The sequence below is a fragment of the Amycolatopsis kentuckyensis genome (assembly GCF_041679295.1).
GTDB lineage: Bacteria > Actinomycetota > Actinomycetes > Mycobacteriales > Pseudonocardiaceae > Amycolatopsis > Amycolatopsis kentuckyensis_A.
This window is the reverse complement of the sequence record NZ_JBGDMD010000001.1, coordinates 58,714-83,696: the sequence shown is the minus strand read 5'-3', so window position 1 is coordinate 83,696 and position 24,983 is coordinate 58,714. Positions and strand designations below refer to the sequence as shown.

Annotated in this window: 24 protein-coding genes; 8 read left to right on the top strand and 16 right to left on the bottom strand. The window is 71.5% G+C overall.

Annotation, left to right across the window (positions count from 1 at the left end; genetic code table 11):
- Window positions 1–10: 10 nt before the first annotated feature.
- Window positions 11–379 carry a hypothetical protein gene (locus ACERZO_RS00460; protein ID WP_372659990.1) on the bottom strand — a complete coding sequence of 123 codons (369 nt, stop codon included), beginning with the start codon at window positions 377–379 and terminating at the stop codon, window positions 11–13.
- Window positions 380–542: 163 nt separating this feature from the next.
- Between ACERZO_RS00460 and ACERZO_RS00455 the strand changes: the two genes are divergently transcribed.
- Window positions 543–1,076, top strand: coding sequence for a hypothetical protein (locus tag ACERZO_RS00455; protein ID WP_372659988.1), 534 nt, complete (start codon window positions 543–545; stop codon window positions 1,074–1,076).
- Between the two features lie 99 nt (window positions 1,077–1,175).
- Here the strand turns inward: ACERZO_RS00455 and ACERZO_RS00450 are convergent, their stop codons facing one another.
- On the bottom strand, window positions 1,176–1,784 hold the full coding sequence (locus ACERZO_RS00450; protein WP_372659986.1) for a TetR/AcrR family transcriptional regulator: 609 nt from the start codon (window positions 1,782–1,784) through the stop codon (window positions 1,176–1,178).
- Between the two features lie 69 nt (window positions 1,785–1,853).
- On the opposite strand from ACERZO_RS00450, the gene ACERZO_RS00445 reads away from it, so the two are divergent.
- Complete coding sequence (locus tag ACERZO_RS00445; protein ID WP_372659984.1) at window positions 1,854–2,780, top strand: sterol desaturase family protein; 927 nt, start codon at window positions 1,854–1,856, stop codon at window positions 2,778–2,780.
- On the opposite strand, the gene ACERZO_RS00440 is transcribed toward ACERZO_RS00445, so the two are convergent.
- Complete coding sequence (locus ACERZO_RS00440) at window positions 2,666–3,562, bottom strand: helix-turn-helix transcriptional regulator (RefSeq protein WP_372659982.1); 897 nt, start codon at window positions 3,560–3,562, stop codon at window positions 2,666–2,668. The genes ACERZO_RS00445 and ACERZO_RS00440 overlap by 115 nt on opposite strands.
- Window positions 3,563–3,779: 217 nt before the next feature.
- Here ACERZO_RS00440 and ACERZO_RS00435 point away from each other — a divergent pair, with 217 nt between their 5' ends.
- Window positions 3,780–5,216 carry an MFS transporter gene (locus ACERZO_RS00435; RefSeq protein WP_372659980.1) on the top strand — a complete coding sequence of 479 codons (1,437 nt, stop codon included), beginning with the start codon at window positions 3,780–3,782 and terminating at the stop codon, window positions 5,214–5,216.
- A 57-nt stretch (window positions 5,217–5,273) separates the two neighbouring features.
- Here ACERZO_RS00435 and ACERZO_RS00430 read toward each other — a convergent pair whose 3' ends face one another.
- Together ACERZO_RS00430 and ACERZO_RS00425 are read right to left on the bottom strand one after the other, a co-directional pair.
- Entirely contained in the window at window positions 5,274–6,743 is a 1,470-nt protein-coding gene (locus tag ACERZO_RS00430) for a hypothetical protein (protein ID WP_372659978.1), read from the bottom strand.
- Window positions 6,744–6,762: 19 nt separating this feature from the next.
- Window positions 6,763–10,347 carry an ACP S-malonyltransferase gene (locus ACERZO_RS00425; protein WP_372659976.1) on the bottom strand — a complete coding sequence of 1,195 codons (3,585 nt, stop codon included), beginning with the start codon at window positions 10,345–10,347 and terminating at the stop codon, window positions 6,763–6,765.
- Window positions 10,348–10,605: 258 nt separating this feature from the next.
- Between ACERZO_RS00425 and ACERZO_RS00420 the strand changes: the two genes are divergently transcribed.
- Window positions 10,606–10,956 carry an ArsR/SmtB family transcription factor gene (locus tag ACERZO_RS00420; RefSeq protein ID WP_372659974.1) on the top strand — a complete coding sequence of 117 codons (351 nt, stop codon included), beginning with the start codon at window positions 10,606–10,608 and terminating at the stop codon, window positions 10,954–10,956.
- 12 nt (window positions 10,957–10,968) lie between these two features.
- On the opposite strand, the gene ACERZO_RS00415 is transcribed toward ACERZO_RS00420, so the two are convergent.
- Both ACERZO_RS00415 and ACERZO_RS00410 read right to left on the bottom strand, forming a co-directional pair.
- Entirely contained in the window at window positions 10,969–11,664 is a 696-nt protein-coding gene (locus ACERZO_RS00415) for a response regulator transcription factor (protein ID WP_372659972.1), read from the bottom strand.
- Between the two features lie 233 nt (window positions 11,665–11,897).
- Complete coding sequence (locus ACERZO_RS00410) at window positions 11,898–12,914, bottom strand: glucosyl-3-phosphoglycerate synthase (protein WP_372659970.1); 1,017 nt, start codon at window positions 12,912–12,914, stop codon at window positions 11,898–11,900.
- Window positions 12,915–13,186: 272 nt separating this feature from the next.
- On the opposite strand from ACERZO_RS00410, the gene ACERZO_RS00405 reads away from it, so the two are divergent.
- Window positions 13,187–14,041 carry a hypothetical protein gene (locus ACERZO_RS00405; RefSeq protein WP_372659968.1) on the top strand — a complete coding sequence of 285 codons (855 nt, stop codon included), beginning with the start codon at window positions 13,187–13,189 and terminating at the stop codon, window positions 14,039–14,041.
- Window positions 14,042–14,085: 44 nt separating this feature from the next.
- The gene (locus ACERZO_RS00400; protein WP_372659966.1) at window positions 14,086–14,604 is read left to right on the top strand and encodes a hypothetical protein; all 519 of its coding nucleotides are present in this window, start codon (window positions 14,086–14,088) and stop codon (window positions 14,602–14,604) included.
- A 4-nt stretch (window positions 14,605–14,608) separates the two neighbouring features.
- Here ACERZO_RS00400 and whiA read toward each other — a convergent pair whose 3' ends face one another.
- The 4 genes from whiA to uvrC are packed head-to-tail and all read right to left on the bottom strand — an operon-like array spanning window position 14,609 to window position 19,444.
- Complete coding sequence (whiA, locus tag ACERZO_RS00395) at window positions 14,609–15,601, bottom strand: DNA-binding protein WhiA (RefSeq protein WP_086671216.1); 993 nt, start codon at window positions 15,599–15,601, stop codon at window positions 14,609–14,611.
- Complete coding sequence (locus tag ACERZO_RS00390) at window positions 15,592–16,587, bottom strand: gluconeogenesis factor YvcK family protein (RefSeq protein ID WP_372659964.1); 996 nt, start codon at window positions 16,585–16,587, stop codon at window positions 15,592–15,594. Before ACERZO_RS00390 ends, whiA begins: the two co-directional genes overlap by 10 nt.
- A 1-nt stretch (window position 16,588) precedes the next feature.
- Entirely contained in the window at window positions 16,589–17,446 is an 858-nt protein-coding gene (gene rapZ, locus ACERZO_RS00385) for an RNase adapter RapZ (RefSeq protein WP_003101350.1), read from the bottom strand.
- A gap of 42 nt (window positions 17,447–17,488) precedes the next feature.
- On the bottom strand, window positions 17,489–19,444 hold the full coding sequence (gene uvrC, locus ACERZO_RS00380) for an excinuclease ABC subunit UvrC (protein WP_372659962.1): 1,956 nt from the start codon (window positions 19,442–19,444) through the stop codon (window positions 17,489–17,491).
- 164 nt (window positions 19,445–19,608) lie between these two features.
- Between uvrC and ACERZO_RS00375 the strand changes: the two genes are divergently transcribed.
- A complete protein-coding gene (locus tag ACERZO_RS00375; protein ID WP_372659960.1) occupies window positions 19,609–20,331 on the top strand; it encodes a S1 family peptidase in 723 nt (240 codons plus the stop codon).
- Between the two features lie 64 nt (window positions 20,332–20,395).
- A complete protein-coding gene (locus tag ACERZO_RS00370) occupies window positions 20,396–21,172 on the top strand; it encodes an exodeoxyribonuclease III (RefSeq protein ID WP_372659958.1) in 777 nt (258 codons plus the stop codon).
- A 152-nt stretch (window positions 21,173–21,324) separates the two neighbouring features.
- Here the strand turns inward: ACERZO_RS00370 and ACERZO_RS00365 are convergent, their stop codons facing one another.
- From ACERZO_RS00365 to rpe, 5 genes are all read right to left on the bottom strand, one after another.
- Window positions 21,325–21,720, bottom strand: coding sequence for a PH domain-containing protein (locus ACERZO_RS00365; RefSeq protein WP_372662851.1), 396 nt, complete (start codon window positions 21,718–21,720; stop codon window positions 21,325–21,327).
- 35 nt (window positions 21,721–21,755) lie between these two features.
- Window positions 21,756–22,262, bottom strand: coding sequence for a 6,7-dimethyl-8-ribityllumazine synthase (ribH, locus tag ACERZO_RS00360; RefSeq protein WP_372659956.1), 507 nt, complete (start codon window positions 22,260–22,262; stop codon window positions 21,756–21,758).
- Window positions 22,259–23,587: a bifunctional 3,4-dihydroxy-2-butanone-4-phosphate synthase/GTP cyclohydrolase II gene (locus tag ACERZO_RS00355; RefSeq protein WP_372659954.1), complete on the bottom strand. Its 1,329-nt coding sequence runs from the start codon at window positions 23,585–23,587 to the stop codon at window positions 22,259–22,261. The genes ribH and ACERZO_RS00355 overlap by 4 nt, the downstream gene beginning before the upstream one ends.
- On the bottom strand, window positions 23,584–24,216 hold the full coding sequence (locus tag ACERZO_RS00350) for a riboflavin synthase (protein ID WP_372659952.1): 633 nt from the start codon (window positions 24,214–24,216) through the stop codon (window positions 23,584–23,586). Before ACERZO_RS00350 ends, ACERZO_RS00355 begins: the two co-directional genes overlap by 4 nt.
- 79 nt (window positions 24,217–24,295) lie before the next feature.
- The gene (rpe, locus tag ACERZO_RS00345; RefSeq protein WP_372662848.1) at window positions 24,296–24,967 is read right to left on the bottom strand and encodes a ribulose-phosphate 3-epimerase; all 672 of its coding nucleotides are present in this window, start codon (window positions 24,965–24,967) and stop codon (window positions 24,296–24,298) included.
- Window positions 24,968–24,983 lie beyond the last annotated feature (16 nt).

The following is a 24,983-nucleotide window of genomic DNA, read 5'->3' as shown; positions in this document are numbered from 1 at the left end:
CCTGCCGCCCTCACCCCTGTTCGGTGAGCGTGCGCAGGTGCGCGTCGACGTCGAAGCCGTGTTCCTCCAGCCGGCGGCGGGCGAGCAGGAGCTCGTCGGGGGTGAACAGCTCCGAGTACTCCGAGCGGAGCATCGTGGCCTCCGAGCTGCGGCCGAGCTGGTTCTTCTCCCAGAGGACGGTGAACCCGCCGGCGGTGCCGGCGCCGCGCAGCAGGAGCCGGGCCGCTTCGACGCCGCCGTGTTCGCGGACCATGCGCTCGAACTGGGCCGGCCGGTAGCCGTAGTCCTTGGCCAGGACCCGGCAGCCGTCGAGCAGGTCCTCGGTGAACCGCGCGGCGAGGCGGGGATCGGCCGGGACGGGGGCGGCTGGTTCGGGCATGGGACACCTCTCGACGCGATGGCTTCCCTGATTAATCGCGAACGCTACCGGTTTCGCTACGCCGTTCGGGCAAGCGTTCGGCAAACACCACTCTGTGTGGGCAGATTAACGGACAAACCCGGCCAAACGGAAACCGCCGGTGGCGGCTGCCATGCTGACCGGCATGCGAACCGCGGTGCACGGCGACGTTCATGTCCACTATGGACAGATCTACGTCCACAGCGAGGGCGGCGAACCGTTCGAGGGCGACCTTCCCGCGTGCTTCGCCGGGCAGCGCAACGGGCTGTGCGGCGCCGCGGTGCCGGGGACGTTGTTCCTGCTCACCGGGCTGCACACCGGCGACGTCGGGTTCACGGCCGAGGCGCACGAGACCGAGCCGCCCGACGCCGGCGGGGAGGACGTGGTCGAGGCGTCGTTCCGGGCGCAGGGGCCCGCGAGGCTCGTGACCTGGGGTGGAGAGGACTGGTGGGACCTCGGGCTCGCGCCGGGCGACTACCGCGTCCGCTACAGCGCCACCGCGATGGACGCGGGCCGCGAGCAGGCCACCCGCCTCGACGGCGAGCCCGAGGAGGAGCGGTACCTGCTGCAGTTCTGGCCCGCTCCCCCGGCGCCGGACGCGGTCGTCCGGCAGCACAGCGCGGCCGCCGCGTACTGGCACGGCTTCGCGCGGAAGCTCCCGCGGCCGGCGCGGGGGTAGCTCGCCGCGGCGGCGACAGGCCGACGGGCGGCAACCGCCGAAGCCGATCGCCACAGCCGGCGCGCCACCATCCCGGCGCCGCCGAAGCCCGCGCCGAGCTCACCAGCCGAACAGGCCCGCCATGATGCGCGCGCAGCGGGACGTCATCGCGGCCGCGTCCTCGTCCGGGCGGTCGATCCACCAGCTGATCAGCGAGTCCACCACCCCGGTCCACACCTGGGCGATCGCCTCGATGTCCACCGGGTCGGCCAGCCCGCGGGACGTCATCAGCTGCGTCGCCCCCAGCAGCGCGAACGCGTCCAGGCGGTGCCGGTAGTCCGCCGCCGACGCCGCGATGTCGCCCGTCGCCGGGACGGTTTCGTCGCGCAGGAGGCGCCACGCGTAACGGTCGTGGTCGAACGTCGTGAAGATCGCCGAGAGCACCTTCAGCGGCATCTGGTCGGGCTCGCCGCCCGCCGCCATCGTCGTCGCCACGCCTTCGGTCAGCCGGTCGCCCGCTCGGTGCAGGCAGGCCAGGTAGAGCCCGTCCTTCGAGCCGAAGTACTGGTACAGCAACGGCTTCGTGACCCCGACCCGGCGGGCGATCTCGACCATCGACGCGCCCGCGTAGCCCACCCGGCCGAACTCCTCGGTGCCCGCCACCACGAGCTGGGCCTCGCGCTCCTCGCGAGGCATCCCCTTGGTCCCGACCGCCCTTGACTCCGTCACACGCGAGAGCCTACCGTGCGTAAAGTGACCCAAGGGTAAGTTACCGTCAGGTCAGATCAAGGAGGCGACGTGGCCGAGTTCCTGGCGCACCTGCGCGACCCCGTGTTGTTCGCGATTCCGGTGTTCGTGCTGTTCGTGGCGATCGAAATCGTCGCGGTGCACGTGCTCGGCCACGACGACAACGTCGTCGGCTACACCGTCGCCGACACCCGCACTAGCATGCTGATGGGCACCGTCGCGGTCGGGGTCAACGCGCTGTTCCGGCTGGTGATGCTCTTCGTCTTCGCCGCGCTGTTCGAGCTGGCGCCGGTGAAGTTCGACCCGCGCGACTTGTGGACGTGGGTGCTCATGCTGCTCGGCCAGGAGCTGGTCTTCTACGCCTACCACCGCGCCAGCCACCGAGTGCGGCTGCTGTGGGCCGGCCACCAGGTGCACCACTCCAGCGAGCACTACAACTTCTCGACCGCGCTGCGCCAGAAGTGGACGCCGTACTTCCAGCTCCCCTTCTGGTCGGTGCTGGCGCTGTGCGGGATCCCGCCGTGGATGATCCTGACCGGCCTCTCGATCGACCTCGTCTACCAGTTCTTCGTGCACACCGAGAAGGTCGGGAAGCTGCCGCGCTGGTTCGAGTACGTCTTCAACACCCCGTCGCACCACCGCGTCCACCACGGCAGCGACGAGGAGTACCTGGACGCCAACTACGGCGGCATCCTGATCATCTGGGACCGCCTGTTCGGCAGCTTCGTCCCCGAGGGCAAGCGGCCGACGTACGGGCTGACGAAGAACATCGGCACGTACAACCTGCTCAAGGTCGGCTTCCACGAGTACGGCTCGATCCTGCGCGACCTCCGCACGGCCCGAACGTGGCGTGAGCGCGCGGGCTACGTGTTCGGCCCGCCCGGGTGGACGCCCCGCACCACCGCGGGCGCCGGGGCCGACGCGCTGCCCAGAAGCTTCAGCGCGGTCTCCGACGGTGAACCGGGCTCCGCCGTGTAGGCGATCAGGCGCTGGCCCGACGTGCCCGGGATGACGAGGTTCTCGAAGCTGAGCTCCACTTCGCCGACCACCGGGTGCCGCAGGAGCTTCACGCCGGACGTGCACGTGCGGACCGGATGCCGGGCCCACAGCGTCGCGAACTCGTCGGAGTTCATCGTGAGCCCGCCGACGAGCTCGGCGAGCGCGCGGTCGTCGTGGTGGCGGCCGGCGACCAGGCGCAGCGACGCCACCGCCAGCTCCGCCTGCTCGCCCCAGTTCCGGTACAGCGCGCGGTACCGCTCGTCCAGGAACAGCATCCGGGTCAGGTTGGGCCGGGTCGCCGGGTCGTCCGGGCTCTCGGGCGCGAGGTGCGCGGCGAGCAGCGCGTGCCCGAGCTGGTTCCAGGCGAGGACGTCGCCCCGGCGGTCCATGATCACCGCCGGGACGTGGGTCATCGCCCCCAGCAGCTGCCGGGCCGACGCGCTCGCGTGCGCCACTCGCGGCGGCGCCGGGCGCGACGGCGCGGTCGGCCGGGCGAGGTCCTTCAGGTGGGCCGTCTCGTCTTCGGTGAGCCGCAGGGTGCGGGCGATCGCCTCCAGCGTGCTGTCGGACGCGTTGCCGGCGCGGCCCTGCTCGAGGCGGGTGTAGTGGGTGATGCTGACGTTGGCGAGCGTCGCCAGCTCCTCGCGGCGCAGGCCGCTGACGCGGCGGCGGGCCGGGTGCGGCGTGATGCCGACGTCCTCGGGACGCAGCGCGGCGCGGCGCGACTTCAGGAAGTCGCCCAGCTCGGACGGGGCGTCCATGAGTGCCTCCGGTTCGGCCTTGATCGCTACGCCTCCATGATGCCCGCCCGGCCCACCGGCCGGAAGGCGTGAGGGTGGTGCTGTCGTGACCACCCTCGCGCGGACTGGGCAGAACGGGGTTCTGGCTGGCCACCCCGGTGCCGACGATTCTTTTCTTCGATCACGCGTGCCGCGTCGGAGCGCACCGCGTACCCGCAACGTCGAAGGAAAAGGACCTATGTCTGTCACTGATACCGAGGCGGCCGGGACCGTCGCCGGCGCGGCACCGGACCGGCTCACGCCCCGGCTGCGGCTGGTGCTCGTGCTGCTGCTCGCCACGCAGTTCATGCTCGCCGTGGACTTCGCCATCCTGAACGTCGCGCTGCCGGTGATCGGCGGCAACCTCGGCTTCTCGCTGGGGCACCTGCAGTGGATCGCGACGGCGTTCGCGCTGTGCGCCGCGGGGTTCACGCTGTTCTTCGGCCGGGTCGCGGACCTGTTCGGCCGGCGCCGGCTGTTCCTCGGCGGCCTGGTCGTCCTGGGCGCGGCCTCGGTCCTGGGCGGGCTGGCGCAGAACCCGGAGATGCTGATCATCGCCCGCATCTTCCAGGGCCTGGCCACCGCCGCCGTGACCCCGGCCGCGCTGTCGCTGATGACGGTCTCGTTCCCGGAGGGCCCGCTGCGCCAGAAGGCGCTCGGCCTCAACGGCGCGCTGATGTCCAGCGGTTTCACCGCCGGCGCCATCCTCGGCGGCGTGCTGACCGACCTGCTGTCGTGGCGGTGGGCGTTCTTCATCAACGTGCCGGTCGCCATCGCCGTGCTGCTCATCGCCCCGACGGTGATCAAGGAGTCGCGGCCCGACGAGCGTCCGAAGCTCGACGTGCCCGGCGCCATCACCGTGACGCTCGGTCTGCTGGCCGTCATCTTCGGGCTCACGCAGGCGAGCGAGGAGGGCTGGGGCTCGCCGACCGTCCTCGGGTCGCTGGCGGCGGGTGTGGTGCTGCTGCTGGTGTTCTACGCCGTCGAGCGCAAGGTGTCGGCGCCGCTGGTGCCGCTCGCCGTGCTCCGCAAGCGGTCGGTGGCCTGGGGCAACGTCGCGGGCCTGATCGCGTTCCTCACCGAGTGCTCGCTGGTGTTCCCGCTGACGCTCTACCTGCAGGAAGTGCTCGGCTTCTCGCCGCTCGCCGCGGGCCTGTCCTTCGGCGTGCTCGGCCTGGGCACGGTCACCGGCGGCGTCTTCGCCCCGAAGGTCATCGGCAAGGTCGGCAGCAAGCGGACGCTGATCATCGGCGGCATCCTGCAGACGGTGTTCACCGCGGCGCTGCTCGGCCTCGGTGACGACCGCTCGTGGATGGCGCTGATGCTGATCGCCAGCTTCGCCGGCGGCGTCGGCAACATGCTCGTCATCGTCGGGTTCATGGTCACCGCCACCTCGGGGCTGGCCGACCACGAGCAAGGCCTGGCCACCGGCCTCGCCACGATGACCCAGCAGGTCGGCATCACGATGGGCACGCCGATCATGAGCGTCGTGGTCACCTCCGCCGTGGCGGGCACCGGAGCCACGGCCATCCTCGGCGGCCTGAAGGCGGCGATCGCGGTGAACGCCGCCATCGTCCTCCTCGGTCTCCTGACCAGCGCCCTGTTCCTGCGCAGCGACCGGGCACCCGCGCGCTGACGGAAGAGCCGAAGAAGCCCCTCGGGACGGTCCCGAGGGGCTTCTTCGGCGTCGGCTTCAGTCCGCCAGGGGGAACCGGAAGTTCGCGAACAGCGGGGTCTCCTTCGCCCCGGCCCCGCGCATCCGCAGCGCGTAGCTGACCAGGGCGTGGTCGATCATCGAGATCCGATCACCTTCTTCCGCCGCTCCCTCGGAAAGGTGGTCGACGAACCAGGCGATCGCCGACTTGCCTTCGTAGCGGTCGCGCGGGGTGAAGACCAGGTCCGCGGCACCGATCTCGCCGAGGACGTTGAGCACGTAGCTGACCGGGAACGCGCGGTTCTCCCGGTCGAACCGCGTCCGGTTCAGGTCCGGGAACGAATCGGCCATGCGCTCCAGCGCCGCCTCCGGGATCAGGTCCATCCGGCCGGTCATCATCGACAGCTCGATGATGTACGGGTAGGCGTTGCCGCGGGGCGAATAGTTCTCCCCCGGGTCGACGTCGTCGAGCACCGCCGTGACGTCCCGCAGGAAGCCGTCCAGGTCGGGCAGTTCTTGCGCCAGGCGGCCCAGGTTGTGCAGCGCGACCACGTAGTACTGGGACATGTGGACCCGGATGTTCCACGGGATCAGGCGCATCAGCGACCGCGCCTCGGCGAGCGCGTCGATCGGCCGGGTCAGGTACTCCGGCCGCCCGATCAGCGCGACCGCGTTGAGCATCGTCAGCAGCGGGTAGACCTTCATCCACTCGGTCGTCAGGTGGTTGTGGAAGAACGGCCAGTTCCCGACTTCGTCGGCCCGCATCAGGTAGTCGAGGACTTCCGCCAGGTAGTCGCGGTCGCCGTCGCAGATCTGCTCGGTGTGGCCGAGCAGCGCGAGCACCGACATCAGCATCCCGCCCGCGCGCCCGCAGAAGTACGGGATGGGGATGCGCTCCAGCAGGTCCAGCGCTTCGACGACGTGGTTGCGCTCCGCGGTGACCAGGCGGTCGCCCAGCCCGAGCTGCCCGATCGCGAGGAAGACCGTGGAACAGGCGGAAACCCGCTCGTATTCCCCGTGCTTCCCCTGGTTCTCGTCCTCGATCCCGTCCGGCACGATCAGGTCGAGCATGCCGAGCACCTCGGCCGGGAAATCGAGTTCGGCGTCGACCAGCAGCTCGAGGTCCAGCTCCAGCTTGGCGAAGGCGTCCAGCAGGATGCTGCCCGCCGTCGCCCGGTAGTAGGGGTTCGGCACAGCCCGCACGGCGTCGAGCAGCGGCCCGACGGCCGGCGCCACCCAGGCGCGGTCGCGGCCGGGCTCGACGACCTTCAGCGTGAAGTCCGCCAGTTCGCGGCAGAACCGGGTGTAGCCGTCGGCCGGTGACACCTTCGCCGTCAGGCGGTCGAAGGTGTCACGGATGTGCCCGGCGACGGCCGGGTCGTAGGCGATGGGGTACTGGCCGAGGCCGATCCCGCGGAGCATCCGGCTCCACGGGGTCGCGATCATCCGGGACTCGTGGGGCAGGTCGCCCAGTCCGGACACGGGCAGAGCGCGCGTGACGGCGTTCATCGATCTCCTTCGTCGAGGCTCACGAAGTGGCGTGCGGCAACGCGGGCGCGGCGATGCCGAGGAATTCGGTCCGGCTGCCCTCCAGCAGCTCCAGGGCCCAGTTGAGCCACTTGACGCCCTGGCAGTAGATGGCGACCGGACGGCGCTGGGTGCGGTGGCTGTCGACGAGCGTGCCGTCCAGCTCCTTCTGGAAGTGGAACGGCGGCATGGCCGTGAAGTGCTGGCCCATCAGGAACACGAACCGGATCAGCCAGTACGGGTCGTCCCGCAGGTAGGGCGACTCCGGGTCGTCCAGGCGCAGCGCGGCCGTCATGACCGGGGCGAAGAAGTCCTCCATCCCCTGCGGCGCCGAGGGGTCGACGCGGCCGCCGGCCGCGGTCACGTCCCGGACGCGGTACGCCCGCTGGTACGGGTTGCCCGCCACGAACGCGATGTCGACACTGGGCGTCCGGCCCGCACCGGCGTCGACGCTCATCGCGAACTGTTCGAAGTGGATTTCGTCGTAGTGGCCGATCGAGTTGTGCCACGGCTTGTTGTCGTACATCGGGTCGTCGCGGGTTTCCGCGCCGTCGCTCTTGAAGCCGATGGCCCGCGGGTCGAGGAACCGGATCCCCAGCGAGGCGGGGGTGATCGCCGCCAGCGACGCGTCGATTTCCCCTTGCGGCGCACCGGCTTCCACCAGCCGCTGGGCCCGCCGCAGCGGTTCGGTGTGGGTGATCTTGATGTTCTCGGTGTTCGTGTCGCCCATGACCAGGGAGTGGAACGCCGGCTCGAGGACCGCCGAGAACTGCGGAGTCTCGCGGAAGCGCTTCAGCAGCGCCGAGTGGTTGAGGTAGGAGACGCCGTCGAGGACGATCCGCTCGGTGTCGAGCAGGTCCGGGCCGAACGTCCGCGGTGCCGTCCGGCGGCAGAGGTCCAGGCGGTCCTCGATCTTCCGGAAGTAGGAGACGTCGAGGGTCTCGCCCGGCGCCGGCACGCGGCCCACGCTGTGCACCTCGTCGTTGAGCACGCGGATGATCTGCTCGTAGAGCCGGGCGAGGACGACCGGCGGCGGGGTGTGCCTCTCGACGTAGCGGCTGACCTCCTCGCCCGCGACGTAGCTCATCTCGTAGATGACTTCCCGGTCGACCGCGCGGTCGCCGGTCCGCCGGGCGGCCGGCACCGGAACCTCCCGCTCGCACACGGAGAAGACCTCGGGGAAGTAGCCGCGGACCGGGTCGGGCAGTGCCCGCAGGAACTCGGCCTGCTTCCGGGCCTTGGTGAACGGCGGGAGCATGACGCCGTCGCCGTCCGGGTTCCACCGCGCGGTCGTCAGCGCCTCACTGAGGATCTTCCGGACCGTCACGTGCCGCTCCCCGTCCTTGCGGACGAAGACCGTCATGGACTCGCTCCCGCCCTGGCCGAAACCGACGACCGCCTCGTCGCTGCCGAGGTAGGAGTGGACCGTGCTGGGCAGCACCCGGCGGGCGCGGGCGCTGGCCAGCACGCGCTCGTTCTCCTCGGTCAGGCCGAGCAGGCACTTGTACTCGAACTCGTCGAGGGCCGCGTTGAGCCGCTTCCGCCGGGCCTCGACGGGGTCCGCGACCGCGAAGATGTGCGCGGCGTAGGGCCCGGTGTCCACTTCGGTCGCGGCCGGCGCCTCGCCGAGGGCGACGATCTGGCAGTGGCCGTTGAGGTGGACCGGCCGCGGGCCGGTGCCGTAGGCGCCGTCGCGCAGCACCGCGCGGGTGGCGTCCGCCAGCTCCTTGCGGGCGTGGATCGGCACGCCCGCCGGGGAGACGAGCGGGATCCCGGCCGCGGTGAGGCCGTCCAGGATCCGGTCGGCTTCCGGCGTCCCCTCGCCGAGGGCGACGGCGTCGGCCGGCGAAACGGCTCCGGAGGCGGCCAAGGCCGCCAGCCAGCCCGGGACGTCGGCGGCCGCGAGGTAGTGGTCGCTCTGCGCGAAGAGCGCGGGCCGGTGCCGGGCGAGCGCGTCGAACAGCTCGTGCTGCCGGCCGACGCGTTCCGCCGCCGGGAGGCCGGAGTGCCCGCCGAAGTGGAAGACGACGACCTCCGGCCGGCTGGTCGGGACGGTCCGCGCGCGGACACCGCCGGCCAGGTCCCGCACGGTGAGCTCGACGTAGGCCTGCCCCGGCGGCGCGGCGTCCCCGGCGGCAATGCCCTTCTTGATCCGCGCGCGCAGGGCCAGCTCGCCCTGGTCGAGGGCGAGGTGCTCACGGTGGTCGCGGGTGTGCTGGTACAGCTGGAGGAACCGGTGGAACGCGGGCGAACCCGCCCGGTCGGGCCGCAGCATCTCCGCCGTGATGACGCGCTCGAAGACGTGGGAGAAGAAGTCGTCGCGGAAGCCGTTCCCGGCGGCGAGGCCGAACAGCTCGTGCAGGAGGCCGTAGTCCCCGCGGGTCAGCTCCTCACCCGAGAGCGACAGCTCCTCCAGCCGCGACCGCACGGCGCTCGCCACGTCGACGGTGCGCAGGAACGTGTCGACGTCGTCCCGGCTGCCCGAGCAGGCCGTGACGGGTGTGGCGACCGCGTTGTCCCGCACCAGGGTGACGGACTTCTCCCCCAAGCCCAGTTCCAGCACGACGTCCGCGTCGAGGCCGGTCAGGCTCTCGCACGTGTCGCGGGACGCCATGACCCGGTCGGTCATGGCCAGCACGCCTTCGCGGACGGCGGAAGCGGTGGTCAGCAGGGACGCGTCGTGGTTGGACACCACCGGGACGCGCGGGTCGGCGAAGCGGATCCCTTCGGCGTCGATGAACCGGGCGAGGGCGTCGCGGGCCGGCCGCATCCGCGCGGAGTGCGCGAGGAAGACGGTCGGTTCCTTGAGTTCCCAGGCCGACGCGTGGGCGAAGGACGCGACGAGCGCGTCGAACCCGGGCTTGGCCCCGGACCGGACGTAGAGGTTCGCCTGCGTCGGCGCGTACGTCTTGTGCACTTCGACGTCCGTGAGCGGAAAAGCCGCACGGATCGCCGCCAGGACCTCCGCGAGGGCGGCCGGATCCGGCGTCTTCACCGCGACCACGTGGTGCGGTTCCGCGACCAGCGGCACCTGCCGGGCGGATTCGTCCAAATAGGACTCGACGAACCGGGCGAAGTCCTCGTCCACCTCCGGTCCGCCGGCCGCCCGCAGCATGAGCGGCGTGAACACCTGGGCGATCTTGACGCCGTCGAAGACGGAAAGCGCGCCGCTCGCGACCGCGGCCGTCAGGATGCCGAAGCTTTCGCCGGTGTAGGCGGCGAAGCCGGCCGGCACGCCGTTCTTCGCGATCCGGTCGCGCAGGTGGGCGTCCACGGCGAGGCTGTGCACGAGCAGGGCGGCCCCGATGCGGCCCTGGAGTGCCAGCCTGCCCTTCGGCAGGCTCCCGGCTTCGAGGAGGAGCAGTTCCGGCCGTGCCGGGAAACCGAGGGCACGGGCGGCTTCGCGGTAGACGCCGGCGACTTCGGGTACTCCGGAGTCGAGGAACGACCGGGGCAGATCCCGGTAACGGGCCCGGCTGCCGAGGCCGGGGAAGAAGCCCGCCACGCGGATCCGGTCCGCCGCGGGTGCGGGCGGTCCGGACTGGACGGTGGCGGGGACGAGCGACGGGGAGCGGAGCACAGGCATCGCCTCTCGGTGTTTTCGGTGGCGGTGGAGTCGCACGCTCGCCGTTGGGCGTGAGGAAATACTCGATCGCGAGTACAAATCGATTCTTGACGTTCACTCGAACGCGTTTCAACACGGATATGTACAGGCTTCTTCAAGCTTCTGTCGGGAAATGTCAAGGAGTGTGAAGTTCGCGCTCACACCCGCGGAGGTCGCGCCCGCGCGTCGCATCGGATATCATCGATACGGCCATGATCAGCACGGAAGGCCAACGAAGACATGCCCGTGACAGGCGACATCGCGGTCCTGCTCGAGCCCCTCAAGGCGCTCGCCAACCCGGTCAGGTTCGAAGTGCTCCAATGGCTTCGCGAGCCGGAGGAGCACTTCCCCGTCGACCCCGCCGTCGTCGACCCGCGCGAGGTCGGCGTCTGCGTCAGCCACATCCAGGCCAAGGCCGGGCTCGCGCAGTCCACCGTCTCCGCCTACATGGCGGTGCTGGAACGCGCAGGTCTCGTGCGGGCGACGCGCGTCGGGAAATGGACCCACTACCGGCGTGACGAAGAACGCATCGCCTCGTTCCTCGAATCGTTCAAACGGGAACTCGGCGCGTTTTCGGCGGGCTTGGCGTAGCCGGTTTCCGGCTCACCCGTGCCCGATCCGGAAACCGACGCCGCGCACGGTGACTATCCACCGGCTCGAGCCGAGCTTGCTCCGGAGGCTGCTCACGTGCGTGTCGATCGTGCGGCTGCGGCGCGACCACTCGTCGTCCCACACCCGGCTGAGCAGGTGGCGCCGGGAAAGCGTGGTGCCCGGCTGCGAAGCGAGCTGGTAGAGCAGGTCGAACTCCTTGGGCGTGAGGTCCACCCGCCGCCCCTCCTGCAGGACTTCGCGCGCCCCGGCGTCGATCCGGAGTGGACCGTGCGTCACCACGTCCGCCGCCGGTGGCCGGGGATAGGCCCGGCGCAGCACCGCTTCCATCCGCGCGAGGAGTTCCCGCAGGCCGTAGGGCTTGACGATGTAGTCGTCGGCGCCGGCTGCCAGCCCGAGCACGCAGTCGAGTTCGGCGCCGCGCACGGTGATCGAGATGATCGGCACGTCGCCGGCCGCCCGGATCCGGCGGCACACTTCGAGGCCGTCGAGGTCGGAGAGGTCGAGGTCCAGCAGGACCATGTCGAAACCGGCATGGACCTTCAAGGCTTCCGCCGCCGTGGACACGCTCGTCGCCGCGTAGCCGTGCCGGCGCAGTTCCCGCGAAAGGTCTTCCGCGACCGAAGAGTCGTTTTCCACGACCAAAACCCGCAGCGCCTGCGCGCGCACCTCCCGCTCACGTGGTCTCACCAACTCCACGACCTGCCGATTCACTAGACGCTCCTTCCCCCAAAGGACGCAAAACTTCGAACAGTGCGCAGCACACCCCAGGAAAACGCTACCAAGCTGCCCACTTCGACACACCACGATATCACGATATGGACGGCGGTCTCAACGACGTATTCCTTTGCGGACAGCACGAAACAGCCGGGCAGGGACCTCCCCCGCCCGGCTGTTTCCCGGCGCTCGTCAGGCGGCGGACGTCACGCCGTGTTCCGCAGATTGACCGCGTTTTCCGGGCGCACCGCCGCCGGCAGGCTCACCAGCGGCGGGCGCTGCGGGGAAGTCAGGTCGGTCAGCACGAGCTCGCGCTCGACGCCGTTTTCCGAGACCCCGCGCTGGAACTGCGCGAGCAGCGTCGCCGGCGGGATCGCGGTGACCAGGCGGCCGTAGTGCTCCAGGCGGTCGAAGAGCGTCTGCATGATCTGCCCGGACATCCGGCCCAGTGCCTGGGTGCTCTGGTGCCGGTGGGCGCGGTGGCCGAGGTCGACCTGGGCGAGCGCGTCGAGGCCGCGCAGCTCCAGCAGGTCGATGAGGTGCCCGATCTCGACGCCGTAGTTGACGACGAACGGGATGCTCTCCAGCACCTCGCGGCGGCCCGCGTACTCGCCGGCGAGGGGCTGCACGAACCCGGCCAGCTCCGGCCAGAACATGTTGAGCAGCGGCCGGGCGACGAGCTCGGTGACGCGGCCACCGCCTTCCGGCTCGCTGCCCGCCGCGCCGTTCAGCGGGCGATGGTAGAAGCCCTTGACGTAGGCGACCGCCGGGTCGGTGAGCAGCGGGCCGAGCAGCCCGGTGACGTAGTCGGTGGTGAAGTCGTAGAGGTCGCCGTCGACGAAGACGACGAGGTCGCCGCTCGTCGCGGCGACGCCCTTCCACAGCGCCTCGCCTTTGCCCTGCAACCCCTCGAGGGCGGGGAAGACGGCGTCCTGCGCGACGACCCGGGCCCCGGCCGCGGCGGCGACTTCGGCGGTGGCGTCGGTGGAGTGGCTGTCGACGACGAGGATCTCGTCGACCAGGCGGCCGCCGAGCTCCTCGCGGATGGCGGTGACGATCGCGCCGACGGTGGTCTCTTCGTTCCGGGCCGGAATGACGACGGAGACGGTGGTGCCCCTCTTCGCCGCGACGAGCTCGTCGATCGTCCAGTCGCCGGCCTTGCTGCTGCGCCGGGCGAGCCAGGTGCCGACCTCCGGTGTCACCTGCAGGCGTGCGTTACGCATGCTTTCCCCTTCCCTCGTTCGGCGTATCCCTGTCCGAGGTTCGAGGTGCCGCGTTTCGGCGACGGCGCCCGGGTGCTACCGCGGTGTTACGAAGTGGCGGGTCCGGTTAACGCGACGGGCCGAAAACCGGGTGACCACTGTGGCGGCCGCGGCCTAGGCTCGCGGCCGATGAGCCAGAACTTCCGCAATACCGGAAACGTCTCGCGGCGAAGCGCGGCCAGGTCCGGCCGGCTCGCGGAGCCGGTGGCCGGGCACGAAGGCGCGATGCCGGGGTGATCGAGCCGAACCGGCCGTTCCGCTGGGACCTCGTGCGCCCCGACCACCTCGGCTCCCTGCTGGACGGCCTGCCCGAGCCGGACCTGTGGTTCCTCGACGACCTCGTCGAGTGCGCTGCCAAGGTGCTCGCGCGGTCCGAGGACGGCGAGCTGTACTTCATCGGCCGGTCCGCGGACTCCGTGTTCGACCTGCTCGGGGGCGCCCTGCCGGACGCGGGCCGACTGCACCCGCTCCCGCTGTCCACCGGCTCGATCGACAGCTGGCCGTACGGCCGCCTCCACCCGGCCGAAGTGGCGCAGCTGCGCGCCAACCTGGCCGCCCACGGGCTGAGCCCCGCTCTTCTCGCGCACGGATCCCGGCCGATCGTCTTCGCCGAGGCGGTGTCGACGGGCCGGACGCTGAAGCAACTGCTGGACGTCCTGCGCGACTGGGCCGCCGACGACCGCGCGGACTGGCCCGCCGTCCTGCGCCGGATCCGGATCGTCGGCCTGACGCGGCGCACGCACACCAGCCCGAACACCCACCGCTGGCAGCAGCAAGCGGAGTGGGCCCGCGACGTGACGATCCGGAACGTGTCGGTCGAGTCCGCGTTGTTCAGCTACCTGGCCGACCGCCAGCCCAAGCTCACGCGGTCGTTCGGCCGGGACTTGTGGGCTGCCGCGGACGTCCGCGAACCGCCCCGCGACGACCGCACCCGCCGGGCACTGGCCGAGGCGGTCGCGATCGTCGAAGCCGGCCGCTCCCCGGCCGTGCGCGAACGACTGGCCCGCGTGCTCGAGCGCGAGCCGGCCGGTTCCGAGCCGTGGCTGCGGGACCTCGCCCGGTGTCTTCTCCGAGCGCCTCGGGCGTGACCGCGCGGCGCTACGATCCGGGTTTCACGGGGGAACGGGGCCACATGACATCCGCGAACGACGACCAGCACCGGCAGCTCCGCCTGGAGGTCCTCGCCACGCTCGTCCGGCAGGAGCTGGCGGCCGCCGGGTTGCCGGTGATCCCCGGTGACCAGCCCGTCCCGGTCGGCTTGGCCGGCGCCGTCGTGAAGCTCGACGTGCTGGATCCGCGCGGCGTCATGGTCGACTGGCAGGCCCACGCCGTCCTCCTGGACGCGAACCGGGACGCCTGGGCCGAAGACCCGCTCCGCGAAGGCGGCGAGTGCGAGGCGATCGGGACGATGGTGGTCACGATCGACGCGGCGATGGCCGAGGCGATGCGGAAGATCCTCACCGCGGCCGGCCTCGAGGTCACCGGCAGCGGCAACGACTACGCGCCCGACCAGCTGCTGGTCACCCGCTGCCTGACCCCCTCACCCTGGCAGGCCCGCCGCGACGCCAAGTTCGAGCGGCAGCAGGAGGCGATGACCGCGGCCTGGCAAGCGCAGCACGCGGCCGGCTGCCCGAACCACGGCGACGACTGACCGGTCAGGCGTCCTCTTCTTCCAGCATCTCCGGCGTTACCGCGGACTCCGTGTCCGGGATGTTCAGGTCCTTCGCCCGCTTGTCCGCCATCGCCAGCAGCCGGCGGATGCGGCCCGCCACCGCGTCCTTCGTCATCTGCGGGTCGGACAGCTGGCCCAGCTCCTCCAGGGACGCCTGGCGGTTCGACAGCCGGAGCTTGCCCGCCGCCAGGAGGTGGTCCGGGGCCGTGTCGCCGAGGATCTCCAGGGCGCGCTCCACCCGGGCCGCCGCCGCGACCGCCGCGCGGGCCGAGCGGCGCAGGTTCGCGTCGTCGAAGTTCGCCAGGCGGTTGGCCGTCGCGCGGACTTCGCGGCGCATCCGGCGCTCTTCCCACTGCAGGACGCTCGTGTGCGCGCCCAGGCGGGTCAGCAGCGCGCCGATCGCGTCGCCGTCGCGGACCACCACCCGGTCGGCTCCGCGGACCTCGCGCGACTTCGCCTGGATGCCCATCCGGCGTGCGGCACCGACCAGGGCCAGTGCCGCCTCCGGGCCCGGGCACGTCACCTCGAGCGACGACGACCGGCCCGGTTCCGTCAGGGAGCCGTGCGCGAGGAACGCGCCCCGCCACGCCGCCTCCGCGTCCGCCACTCCCCCGGACACCACGGCCGCGGGCAGCCCGCGCACCGGGCGGCCGCGCTGGTCGATCAGCCCGGTCTGGCGGGCCAGGCCCTCACCGTCCTTGACCACGCGCACGACGTACCGGGTGCCCTTGCGCAGCCCGCCGCTGGCGGTGATGACGTGGACGTCCGAATGGTGGCCGTACAGCTCGTGGATCTCCTTGCGCAGCCGTCGCGCGACCGAGCCCGTGTCCAGCTCCGCCTCCACGACCACCCGGCCGGCCACGATGTGCAGCCCGCCGGCGAAGCGGAGCAGTGACGCGACCTCCGCCCGGCGCGGCCCGATCTTCGTGATCTCCAGCCGGCTCAGCTCGTCCTTCACCGCGGCGGTCATCGCCATTGCTGCCCCTCCCTGCCTTTCGCTCCTCCCCCGTGCTCCCCGCCGAGACCGAGAGCCTCCCGCATGCACAACGCGAGCGCATCAGGATCATGCCGTCCCGCCACTTCCGGGTCGCCCACCGCCCCCAGGTGCGCGCGCCCGCCGAGCCGTTCCGCCGCGCGCCGGAGATTCGCCGGGTCGGGGACGGAATCGCGGTCCGCGATCACCGCGTCGACCCGCAGATCGGGCGCGTGCTCGAAGAGTACGTCCAGGTGCCGCTCCGGCGAGAACCCGGCGGTTTCCCCCGGCTGGGGGACAAGGTTGAGCACGAGCACCTTCGTCGCGGCGGTCCGCACGAGCGCGTCGTGCAGGCCCGGCACCAGCAGATGAGGTAAAACGCTCGTGAACCAGGAGCCCGGACCGAGGAAGACGACGTCGGCGTTCAGCACCGCTTCGACGGCTTCCTCGCACGCCAGCGGCGGCCGCCCCGAACCGCCCGGCGCGCGCAGGCTCACGCGCTGCACCTGCCCGGGCGTCGAGGCCACCGCGACCTGGCCGCGGATGGTGCGCAGCGCCGCCGGGTGCTCGCTGTCCAGGCCGCTGACCTGCCCCTCGATCTCCAGTGGCTCCGGCGACATCGGCAGCACGCGGCCCGAGACGCCCATCAGCCGGCACGCCTCGTCGAGCGCGGCGACCGGGTCGCCGAGCACCTCGAAGAGCCCCGCCAGCAGCAGGTTCCCCACCGCGTGGCCGGCCAGCGCGCCGTCGCCGCCGAAGCGGTGCTGGAACACCTCCGCCCACAGCGTGCCGCCGTCCTCCGCGGCGAAGGCGGCGAAGGCCTGCCGGAGGTCGCCCGGCGGCAGCAGCCCCAGCTCGCGCCGCAGCCGGCCGGACGATCCGCCGTCGTCGGCCACGGTCACGATCGCGGTGACGTCGGGGGTCACCCGCCGCACCGCGGACAACGTGGCGTGCAGCCCGTGGCCGCCCCCGAGGGCGACCGCGCGCACGTTATTCACGACCAAGGTCGCGGTGCACCACCTTCACAGCCATACCGTCCTCTTTGGACAGACGCTGGGCGAGCTCGACGGACAGCGCCACGCTGCGGTGCTTGCCGCCGGTGCAGCCGACGGCGAGCGTCAGGTACCGCTTGCCCTCGCGCTTGTAGCCGGCGCCGATCAGCCGCAGCAGCTGGTGGTAGCGGTCCAGGAACTCCTCGGCGCCCTCCTGCGAGAGGACGTAGTTGCGGACCTCGCCGTCGAGGCCCGTGTGTTCGCGCAGCTCCGGGATCCAGAACGGGTTCGGCAGGAACCGGACGTCCATCACCAGGTCGGCGTCCATCGGCAGGCCGTACTTGTAGCCGAAGGACAGCACGGTGACCCGGGTCTGGGTGCTCGCCTCGGAGCCGAACGCGTCCTCGATCTTGGCCCGCAGGTCGTGCACCGACAGCGACGACGTGTCGAGCACCAGGTCGGCCTCTTCGCGCAGCGGCTCCAGCAGCGTCCGCTCGGCCGTGATGCCGTCGGCGAGCCGGCCGTCGCCCTGCATCGGGTGGCCGCGGCGGACGGCCTCGAAGCGCCGAACCAGCACCGCGTCGGTCGCCTCCAGGAACAGCACGCGCGGCTTGTAGCCCCGCGCGTCCAGGTCCTTGATGACCGAGGCGAGGTCGTCGGTGAACGCGCGCGAGCGCACGTCCATGACGACGGCCACCTTCGTGATCGCGCCGCGCGCCTGCGCGCCCAGCTCGACCATCGTCGCGATCAGCTCCGGGGGCAGGTTGTCGACGACGAACCAGCCCAGGTCCTCCAGGCACTTGGCGGCCGTGCTGCGGCCCGCCCCGGACAGCCCGGACACGACCGCGACCTCCATGCCGGACCCGCGGATCTCCTCTTGCGCACTCACTGTCTTTCCCTACTCCCCTGCTTGTGTGCCGTTGCCCGCACCGGACTCCCCGGCCAGCGCGGCGACCACGGCCTCCGCGGTGCGCCTGCCGAAGCCGGGCACCGCCTCGATCTCCTCGACCCTGGCCTGCTTGAGCTTCTTCACCGAGCCGAAGTGCTTGATCAGCGCGGTGCGGCGAGCCTGCCCCAGGCCGGGCACACTGTCCAATTCGGACGTCACCAGCCGCTTGGAGCGCTTCTCGCGGTGGTAGGCGATGGCGAAGCGGTGGGCCTCGTCACGCAGCCGCTGCAGCAGGTACAGCCCCTCCGACGTCCGCGGCAGGATGACCGGGTCGGGGTCGGCGGGCAGCCACACCTCTTCCAGCCGCTTCGCCAGCCCGATGACGGAGATGTCGGTGATGCCGAGCTCGGCCAGCACGTCCGCGGCCGCCGTGGCCTGCGGGCCCGCGCCGTCGACGACCAGCAGGTTCGGCGGGTAGGCGAACTTCTTCGGGCGGCCGGTCTCCGGGTCGAGGCCGGGCTTGCTCGTGTCCTCCGCCGTTTCCTTGAGGTAGCGGTAGAAGCGGCGGCGAACGACCTCGGCGATCGACGCCACATCGCCCTCTTCGGCCGCCTCGCGCAGCGCGAAGCGCCGGTACTCGGACTTGCGCGCGAGCCCGTCCTCGAAGACGACGAGCGACGCCACGACGTCGCTGCCCTGGATGTGGCTGATGTCGATGCACTCGATGCGCAGCGGCGCGGTGTCGAGGGCCAGGAACTCCTGCAGCTCGGTCAGCGCCGCCGAGCGGGCCGTCAGGTCGCCGGCGCGGCGCAGCTTGTGCTGGGTGAACGCCTCCCCCGCGTTGCGCTCCACGGTCTCGGCCAGCGCTTTCTTGTCGCCGCGCTGCGGCACCCGCAGCTGGACCCGCGAACCGCGCAGCCCGCTCAGCCACTCCGCGACCGCGTCGGCGTCCGCCGGCAGCTCCGGCACCAGCACCTCGCGCGGGACGACCGGCCCGGCGTCGACGTCGTCGCGGGCGTCGAGCTCGGCCTCGTCGCCGTAGAACTGGGTGAGGAAGTGGTCGACCAGCGCCGGGACGTCCATCTCCTCGGCCTTGTCGATCACCCAGCCGCGCTGGCCGCGGACCCGGCCGCCGCGCACGTGGAAGACCTGGACGGCGGCTTCGAGCTCGTCGTGCGCGAACGCCACGACGTCGGCGTCCGTGCCGTCGCCGAGCACCACGGCCTGCTTCTCCATGGCGCGGCGCAGCGCGCCGAGGTCGTCGCGCAGCCGGGCCGCGCGCTCGAACTCGAGCTCCTGGGACGCCGCGGCCATCTCGGCTTCCAGCCGCTTGATCATGACGTCGGTCTTGCCGGCGAGGAAGTCGCAGAAGTCCTCGACGATGTCGCGGTGCTCGTCGGCCGAGACGCGGCCGACGCACGGCGCCGAGCACTTGTCGATGTAGCCGAGCAGGCAGGGCCGGCCGATCTGGCCGTGGCGCCGGAACACCCCCGCCGAGCAGGTGCGGGCCGGGAAGACGCGCAGCAGCAGGTCGAGCGTCTCGCGGATGGCCCACGCGTGCGCGTACGGCCCGAAGTACCGGACGCCCTTCTTGCGCGCGCCGCGGTAGACGTGCAGGCGCGGGAACTCCTCGTTCAGCGTCACCGCGAGCACCGGGTAGCTCTTGTCGTCGCGGTAGCGGACGTTGAACCGCGGGTCGAACTCCTTGATCCAGTTGTACTCGAGCTGGAGGGCCTCGACCTCGGTGGTGACGACGGTCCATTCGACGCTCGCCGCCGTCGTCACCATCTGGCGCGTGCGCGGGTGCAGGCCGGAGAGGTCGGCGAAGTAGGAGTTCAGCCTGCTGCGCAGGCTTTTCGCCTTGCCGACGTAGATGACCCGCTTGGTCGCGTCGCGGAACTTGTACACGCCAGGGGCCTCCGGGATGCTTCCCGGAGCGGGTCGGTAGGTGGTCGGGTCAGCCACTCCCCCAGCCTATTTGCCACCACCGACACTTCTCGCACGCCCCCGGCCGCACCGCCGGAAGTAGGGTGTTCCTCCGCTTCCGACCTTCGTCGGTGTCCCCCTGGGTGACGCGGTGGTTACTTTCCGACCGGCCGGTCCGGCCCCCGTCCGAAAGGATCCCCACCGTGAGCTCTCTCCGTCTCCTCGGCGCCGCCTCGGCCGCCGCTGTCGCGCTGACTCTCGCGGGTGGCGCCGTCGCTTCCGCCGGCGTCCAGCCGAACATCGTCGGCGGCACCACCGCCCCCACCGTGTCGTGGGGCGCCCAGGTGTACGTCAACACCCCCGGGCGCGACTACCAGGGCTTCAACTGCTCGGGCACGGTCATCGCGGCGCGCTGGGTGCTGACCGCGGTGCACTGCCTCGACCAGGACGGCTCGGGCATGTACGTCCGGGTCGGCAGCAACACACTGCTGTCGGGCACGAAGATCGCCGTCGACAACGAGTACGAGTCCCCGAACGGCGACATCGCGCTGCTGCACCTGGCGTCGGCGACGAGCGCTTCGCCGATCTCGCTGGGCAGCTCGGACCCGGCGACCGGCAGCACGAACCAGATCTACGGCTGGGGCCGCACGACCCCGACCGGCCCGCCGGCGACGTCGCTGAAGACGGCGAACGTCCAGGTGACCGGCCGGTCCACGGACGCCTACGGCGGCCGCGCGATCCAGAGCGTCGGCGTCAACGGCTCGGCGTGGAAGGGCGACTCGGGCGGCCCCGAGGTGTCGGGCGGCGTCCAGGTCGGCGTCGCGTCGACGGTCCAGAACCAGAGCGGGTCCAACACGCGCGGGACGAACAACTACGCGAGCGTGGCGGCGAGCCGCTCCTGGATCCGGACGACCGCGGGCGTGTGAGTCCCCGGGGCGGCGCTCCGGCGCCGCCCCGGTTTTGTCGGTGGCGTGTGGGATGCTCGCGGGCATGCGGATCGCCACCTGGAACGTGAACTCCATCGTCCCCCGCCTGCCCCGGGTGCTGGGCTTCCTGGAGGAGACGGCGCCGGACGTGCTGTGCCTGCAGGAGCTGAAGACCACGACGGAGAAGTTCCCGCTGGCCGAGATCGAGGCACTGGGCTACGAGGTGGCGGCGTACGGGCTGGGGCGCTGGAACGGCGTCGGGATCGTGTCGCGAGTGGGGTTGTCCGACGTGGTGCGCGGGTTGCCGGGCGAGCCGCAGTTCGAAGGCGCCGCGGAGGCGCGCGCGGTGGGCGCCACGTGCGGCGGGGTGCGGGTGTGGTCGGTGTACGTGCCGAACGGGCGTGAGCCGGACAACCCGCACTACGCGTACAAGCTGGAGTGGCTTTCGTCGCTGCATTCCCTGGTGGCTTCGGAGCTTTCGTCCGGGCCGTACGCGGTGCTGGGCGACTTCAACGTGGCACCGACGGACGCGGACGTCTGGGACATCGCGCTGTTCGCGGAGTCGACGCACGTGACGCCCCCGGAACGCGAAGCCCTGGCACGCCTGCGGAAACTGGGGCTGTCGGACGTGTTCCCGCGGCCGCTGAAGTACGACCACCCGTTCACGTACTGGGATTACCGGGCCGGCAACTTCCCGAACAACAAGGGGATGCGGATCGACCTGGTGTACGGGAACGAGGCGTTCACGTCCGCGGTGACGGATTCCTATGTGGACCGCAACGCGCGGAAGGGGAAGGGGCCGTCCGACCACGCGCCGATCGTGGTGGACCTGGACCTCTGACCCCGGGCCGACCGGACGTTTCGCCGATACTCCCGGGTTCCGGCCACGCCGACCCGACTTCGCCGAGACCCTGTCGCCACATGAAGTGAATGACTCATTCATGTCGCCTGGCGACCTGAATGAGTCATTCACGTCGCCAGAACGCCGGCCGCTCAGCCGCCAGTCGCCGCTCGGTGCAGTTTGCGCAGTGCCCGCACCGCTTCCACCGCCCGGGCCCGATCGACCGCCTGAATCGCCATCACCGCGTGGTACTCGTCATCCGGCAACTCCAGCCGAGCCCACGAAGCGCCGTCCGGAAAGCTCACCGAAAGCACCTCGCTCCACGCGAACCGCCGGGTGACGAGCACGTTCCGGACCTCGATGCCCTCTTCGTCCGCCCGCACCCGGGCGATCGCGAACAGCATCACGCCGCACGCCAGCAGGATGCCGATGCCGATCATCGCCGCCTGGTCGGAGCGCTGGAAGTGGACGCCCGTGTTGCCGTTGCGCAGCAGGACCGCCACCACCACGAACACCGCCAGCAGCGCCACCGCCAGCACGCTGCACATGATCAGCGCGCGCCGCGGGCGGATCACCAGGAGAGTCACACGAAACCCCGCTCGGTCCACGGCTGGCGCAGGCTCTTCAGCACGTGGGCCGTGTCCAGGGCCGCCACCGTCGCCTCGTAGCCCTTGTCCTCCTTGGCGCCCGGGCGGCCCGACCGGTCGACCGCCTGCTCGTGCGTGTCGCACGTCAGGACGCCGTTGCCGACCGGGGTGCTCTCGTCCAGCGCCACCCGGGTCAGGCCCGCCGTCACCGCGTCGCACACGTACTCGAAGTGCGGGGTGCCGCCGCGGATGACCACGCCCAGCGCCACCACCGCGTCGTGGTTGCGGGCCAGCGCCTGCACCACCACCGGGAGCTCGATCGCGCCCGCCACGTGGACGACCGTCGGGTCCTCCTCCAGCTCCGCCTCGCGCGCCGCGACCAGCGCGCGCTCCAGCAGGACGTCGGTGATGTCCGCGTTCCACTTGGTGGCGACGATGCCGAGCTTGAGGGACTTGCAGCCGGTCAGGTCCAGCGAAACGTCGGGACGGCCTTCGCCGCTCACAGTGCTCCTCCGTCGGGGTGCTCGGTGCCGGCGCCGACCTGGTCGTAGTGCTCGAGCTGGGCCAGGTCGTGGCCCATCCGGTCGCGCTTGGTCCGCAGGTAGCGCAGGTTCTCCGGGTTCGGCGAGATCGGCAGCGGCACCCGCCCGGTGACGCGCAGGCCGTAGCCCTCCAGGCCGATCCGCTTGGCCGGGTTGTTCGACAGCAGCCGCATGGTGCGGACGCCGAGGTCGCACAGGATCTGCGCGCCCGTGCCGTAGTCGCGCGCGTCGGCCGGGACGCCCAGCGCGAGGTTCGCGTCGACGGTGTCCGCGCCGTCGTCCTGCAGCTGGTAGGCCTGCAGCTTGTGCAGCAGGCCGATGCCGCGGCCCTCGTGGCCGCGGATGTAGAGCACGACGCCGCGGCCCTCGGCCGCCACCGCTTCCAGGGCCGCTTCCAGCTGGGGGCCGCAGTCGCAGCGCAGCGAGCCGAAGACGTCGCCGGTCAGGCACTCGGAGTGGACGCGGACGAGGATGTCCTGGCCGTCGCCGATCTCGCCGTAGACGAACGCGACGTGCTCGATGCCGTCCAGCAGCGAGTCGTAGCCGACCGCGCGGAACGTGCCCGCGGCCAGCGGGATCCGCGCCTCGGCGACGCGCTCGACCTGCTTCTCGGTGCGACGGCGGTAGGCGATCAGGTCGGCGATGGTGATGATCGCGAGGTCGTGGTCGGCGGCGAAGACCTCGAGCTCGTCGCGGCGCGCCATGTCGCCTTCGTCCTTCTGCGACACGATCTCGCAGAGCACGCCGGCCGGCGCCAGCCCGGCCATCCGGGCCAGGTCGACCGACGCCTCGGTGTGCCCGGGGCGGCGCAGCACGCCGCCCTCCTTGGCCCGCAGCGGCACGACGTGCCCAGGCCGGCGGAAGTCCTTCGCCGTGGACGCGGGGTCGGCCAGCAGCCGGATCGTGTGCGCGCGGTCGGCGGCGGAGATGCCGGTGCTGATGCCCTCGGCGGCGTCGACCGTGACGCTGTACGCGGTCCCGCGCGCGTCCTGGTTCGTGTGGTACATCGGCGGCAGGTCCAGCCGGTCGGCTTCGCCCTCGGTGAGCGCCACGCAGACGTAGCCCGAGGTGTAGCGGACCATGAACGCCAGCAGCTCCGGCGTCGCCTTCTCCGCGGCGAAGATGAGGTCGCCCTCATTTTCGCGGTCTTCGTCGTCGACCACGACGACCGGCCGGCCCGCCGCGACGTCCGCGATCGCCCGCTCGATGGCGTCGGCGTCGAACACCGCCCCGGTGCCGCAGGGGGTCCAGCCCGCTTCGGGCTCTGCCGCGCTCGACTCACTCATGACCGCTCCTCCGTGCCGCCGCCGTCCCGATTCTGCACCTGGTCGCGGATGTGTGCCTCGGCCAGCTTTTCCACGTACTTCGCGACCACGTCGACCTCGAGGTTGACCAGGTCGCCGGCTTCGCGGCCGCCGAGGGTGGTCGCTTCGAGCGTGGTCGGGATCAACGCCACCTTGAACCGGTCGTCGGTGACGGCGGCGACGGTGAGGGAGATCCCGTCGACCGCGATCGAGCCCTTTTCGACGACGTACCGCGCGAGGTGCGCGGGCAGTGAGAACGTCGTGACGCCGTCCTCGTCGCGGCCGAGGAACGTCCCGGTGCCGTCGACGTGGCCCTGCATGATGTGCCCGCCGAGCCGCCCGCCCGCGGGCGTGGCGCGTTCCAGGTTGACCCGGTCGCCGGTCGCGACCTTGGCCAGGCTCGAGCGCTGCAGCGTCTCGTTCACGACGTCGACGGTGAACTCGCCGCCGGAGACCTCGACGACCGTGAGGCACACCCCGCTGACCGCGATCGAGTCGCCGTGCCCGGCGTCGCTGGTGACCAGCGGGCCGCGTACGCGCAGCCGTGCCGCGTTGGTCAGCTGTTCGACCGCGGTGACCTCGCCGATCTCCTCGACTATGCCGGTGAACACGTCCGCTGCCTCCTTGTGAGCCGGTCCTCCCATCCAACACCCGCCGCGGCCCCGGGGCTTCCCCGGTGCCGCCGCGAAGTCAGCCCGCCCGGCCGCGGGCCGCCTGCTCGCGCAGCGCGGCGACCGCCTTGCCCGGGTCGCCGGCGCCGTAGACGGCCGAGCCCGCGACGAAGCAGTCGACGCCCGCCTCGGCGGCCTGTTCGATGGTGTCGGTGTTGATCCCGCCGTCGATCTCGACGACCAGCTTGAGGTGCCCGGTGTCGACCAGGCGCCGCGCGGTGCGGACCTTCTCCAGGACGTCGGCGATGAACGACTGCCCGCCGAAGCCCGGCTCGACGGACATGACCAGCAGCGTGTCGTAGTGCTTGAGGGCGTCCAGCCACGGCCCGAGCGCGGTCCCGGGCTTGAGCGACAGGCCGGCCTTCGCGCCCGCGGCGCGCAGGTTCTTCGCCAGCGCGACCGGGTCCTTCGCGGCCTCGGCGTGCACGGTGACGTTGTAGGCACCGGCCTCGGCGTACCCGATCGCCCAGCGGTCGGGGTCGTCGATCATCAGGTGGCAGTCGATCGGCACGTCGGTGCTCTTGAGCAGCGCCTTGACCACGGGCAGGCCGAGGGTCAGGTTGGGCACGAAGTGCGCGTCCATGACGTCGACGTGGACCCAGTCGGCGCGGGTCTCGCCGCCGCCGGCCACGGCGGCGATCTCCTCGCCGAGCCGGGCGAAGTCCGCGGACAGGATGCTGGGGGCGATCAGGGGTCGGTCTGCCACG

Excerpts from the sequence above, each read along its gene's own strand:
- ACERZO_RS00455 (WP_372659988.1), top strand. The coding sequence starts at position 543 with ATGCGAACCGCGGTGCACGGCGACGTTCATGTCCACTATGGACAGATC.
- ACERZO_RS00410 (WP_372659970.1), bottom strand. The coding sequence starts at position 12,914 with ATGCGTAACGCACGCCTGCAGGTGACACCGGAGGTCGGCACCTGGCTC.
- ACERZO_RS00400 (WP_372659966.1), top strand. The coding sequence starts at position 14,086 with ATGACATCCGCGAACGACGACCAGCACCGGCAGCTCCGCCTGGAGGTC.
- ACERZO_RS00440 (WP_372659982.1), bottom strand. The coding sequence starts at position 3,562 with ATGGACGCCCCGTCCGAGCTGGGCGACTTCCTGAAGTCGCGCCGCGCC.
- ACERZO_RS00435 (WP_372659980.1), top strand. The coding sequence starts at position 3,780 with ATGTCTGTCACTGATACCGAGGCGGCCGGGACCGTCGCCGGCGCGGCA.
- ACERZO_RS00370 (WP_372659958.1), top strand. The coding sequence starts at position 20,396 with ATGCGGATCGCCACCTGGAACGTGAACTCCATCGTCCCCCGCCTGCCC.
- ACERZO_RS00460 (WP_372659990.1), bottom strand. The coding sequence starts at position 379 with ATGCCCGAACCAGCCGCCCCCGTCCCGGCCGATCCCCGCCTCGCCGCG.
- ACERZO_RS00365 (WP_372662851.1), bottom strand. The coding sequence starts at position 21,720 with ATGTGCAGCGTGCTGGCGGTGGCGCTGCTGGCGGTGTTCGTGGTGGTG.
- rapZ (WP_003101350.1), bottom strand. The coding sequence starts at position 17,446 with ATGGAGGTCGCGGTCGTGTCCGGGCTGTCCGGGGCGGGCCGCAGCACG.
- ACERZO_RS00425 (WP_372659976.1), bottom strand. The coding sequence starts at position 10,347 with ATGCCTGTGCTCCGCTCCCCGTCGCTCGTCCCCGCCACCGTCCAGTCC.
- whiA (WP_086671216.1), bottom strand. The coding sequence starts at position 15,601 with ATGGCGATGACCGCCGCGGTGAAGGACGAGCTGAGCCGGCTGGAGATC.
- ACERZO_RS00430 (WP_372659978.1), bottom strand. The coding sequence starts at position 6,743 with ATGAACGCCGTCACGCGCGCTCTGCCCGTGTCCGGACTGGGCGACCTG.
- ACERZO_RS00420 (WP_372659974.1), top strand. The coding sequence starts at position 10,606 with ATGCCCGTGACAGGCGACATCGCGGTCCTGCTCGAGCCCCTCAAGGCG.
- ACERZO_RS00355 (WP_372659954.1), bottom strand. The coding sequence starts at position 23,587 with ATGAGTGAGTCGAGCGCGGCAGAGCCCGAAGCGGGCTGGACCCCCTGC.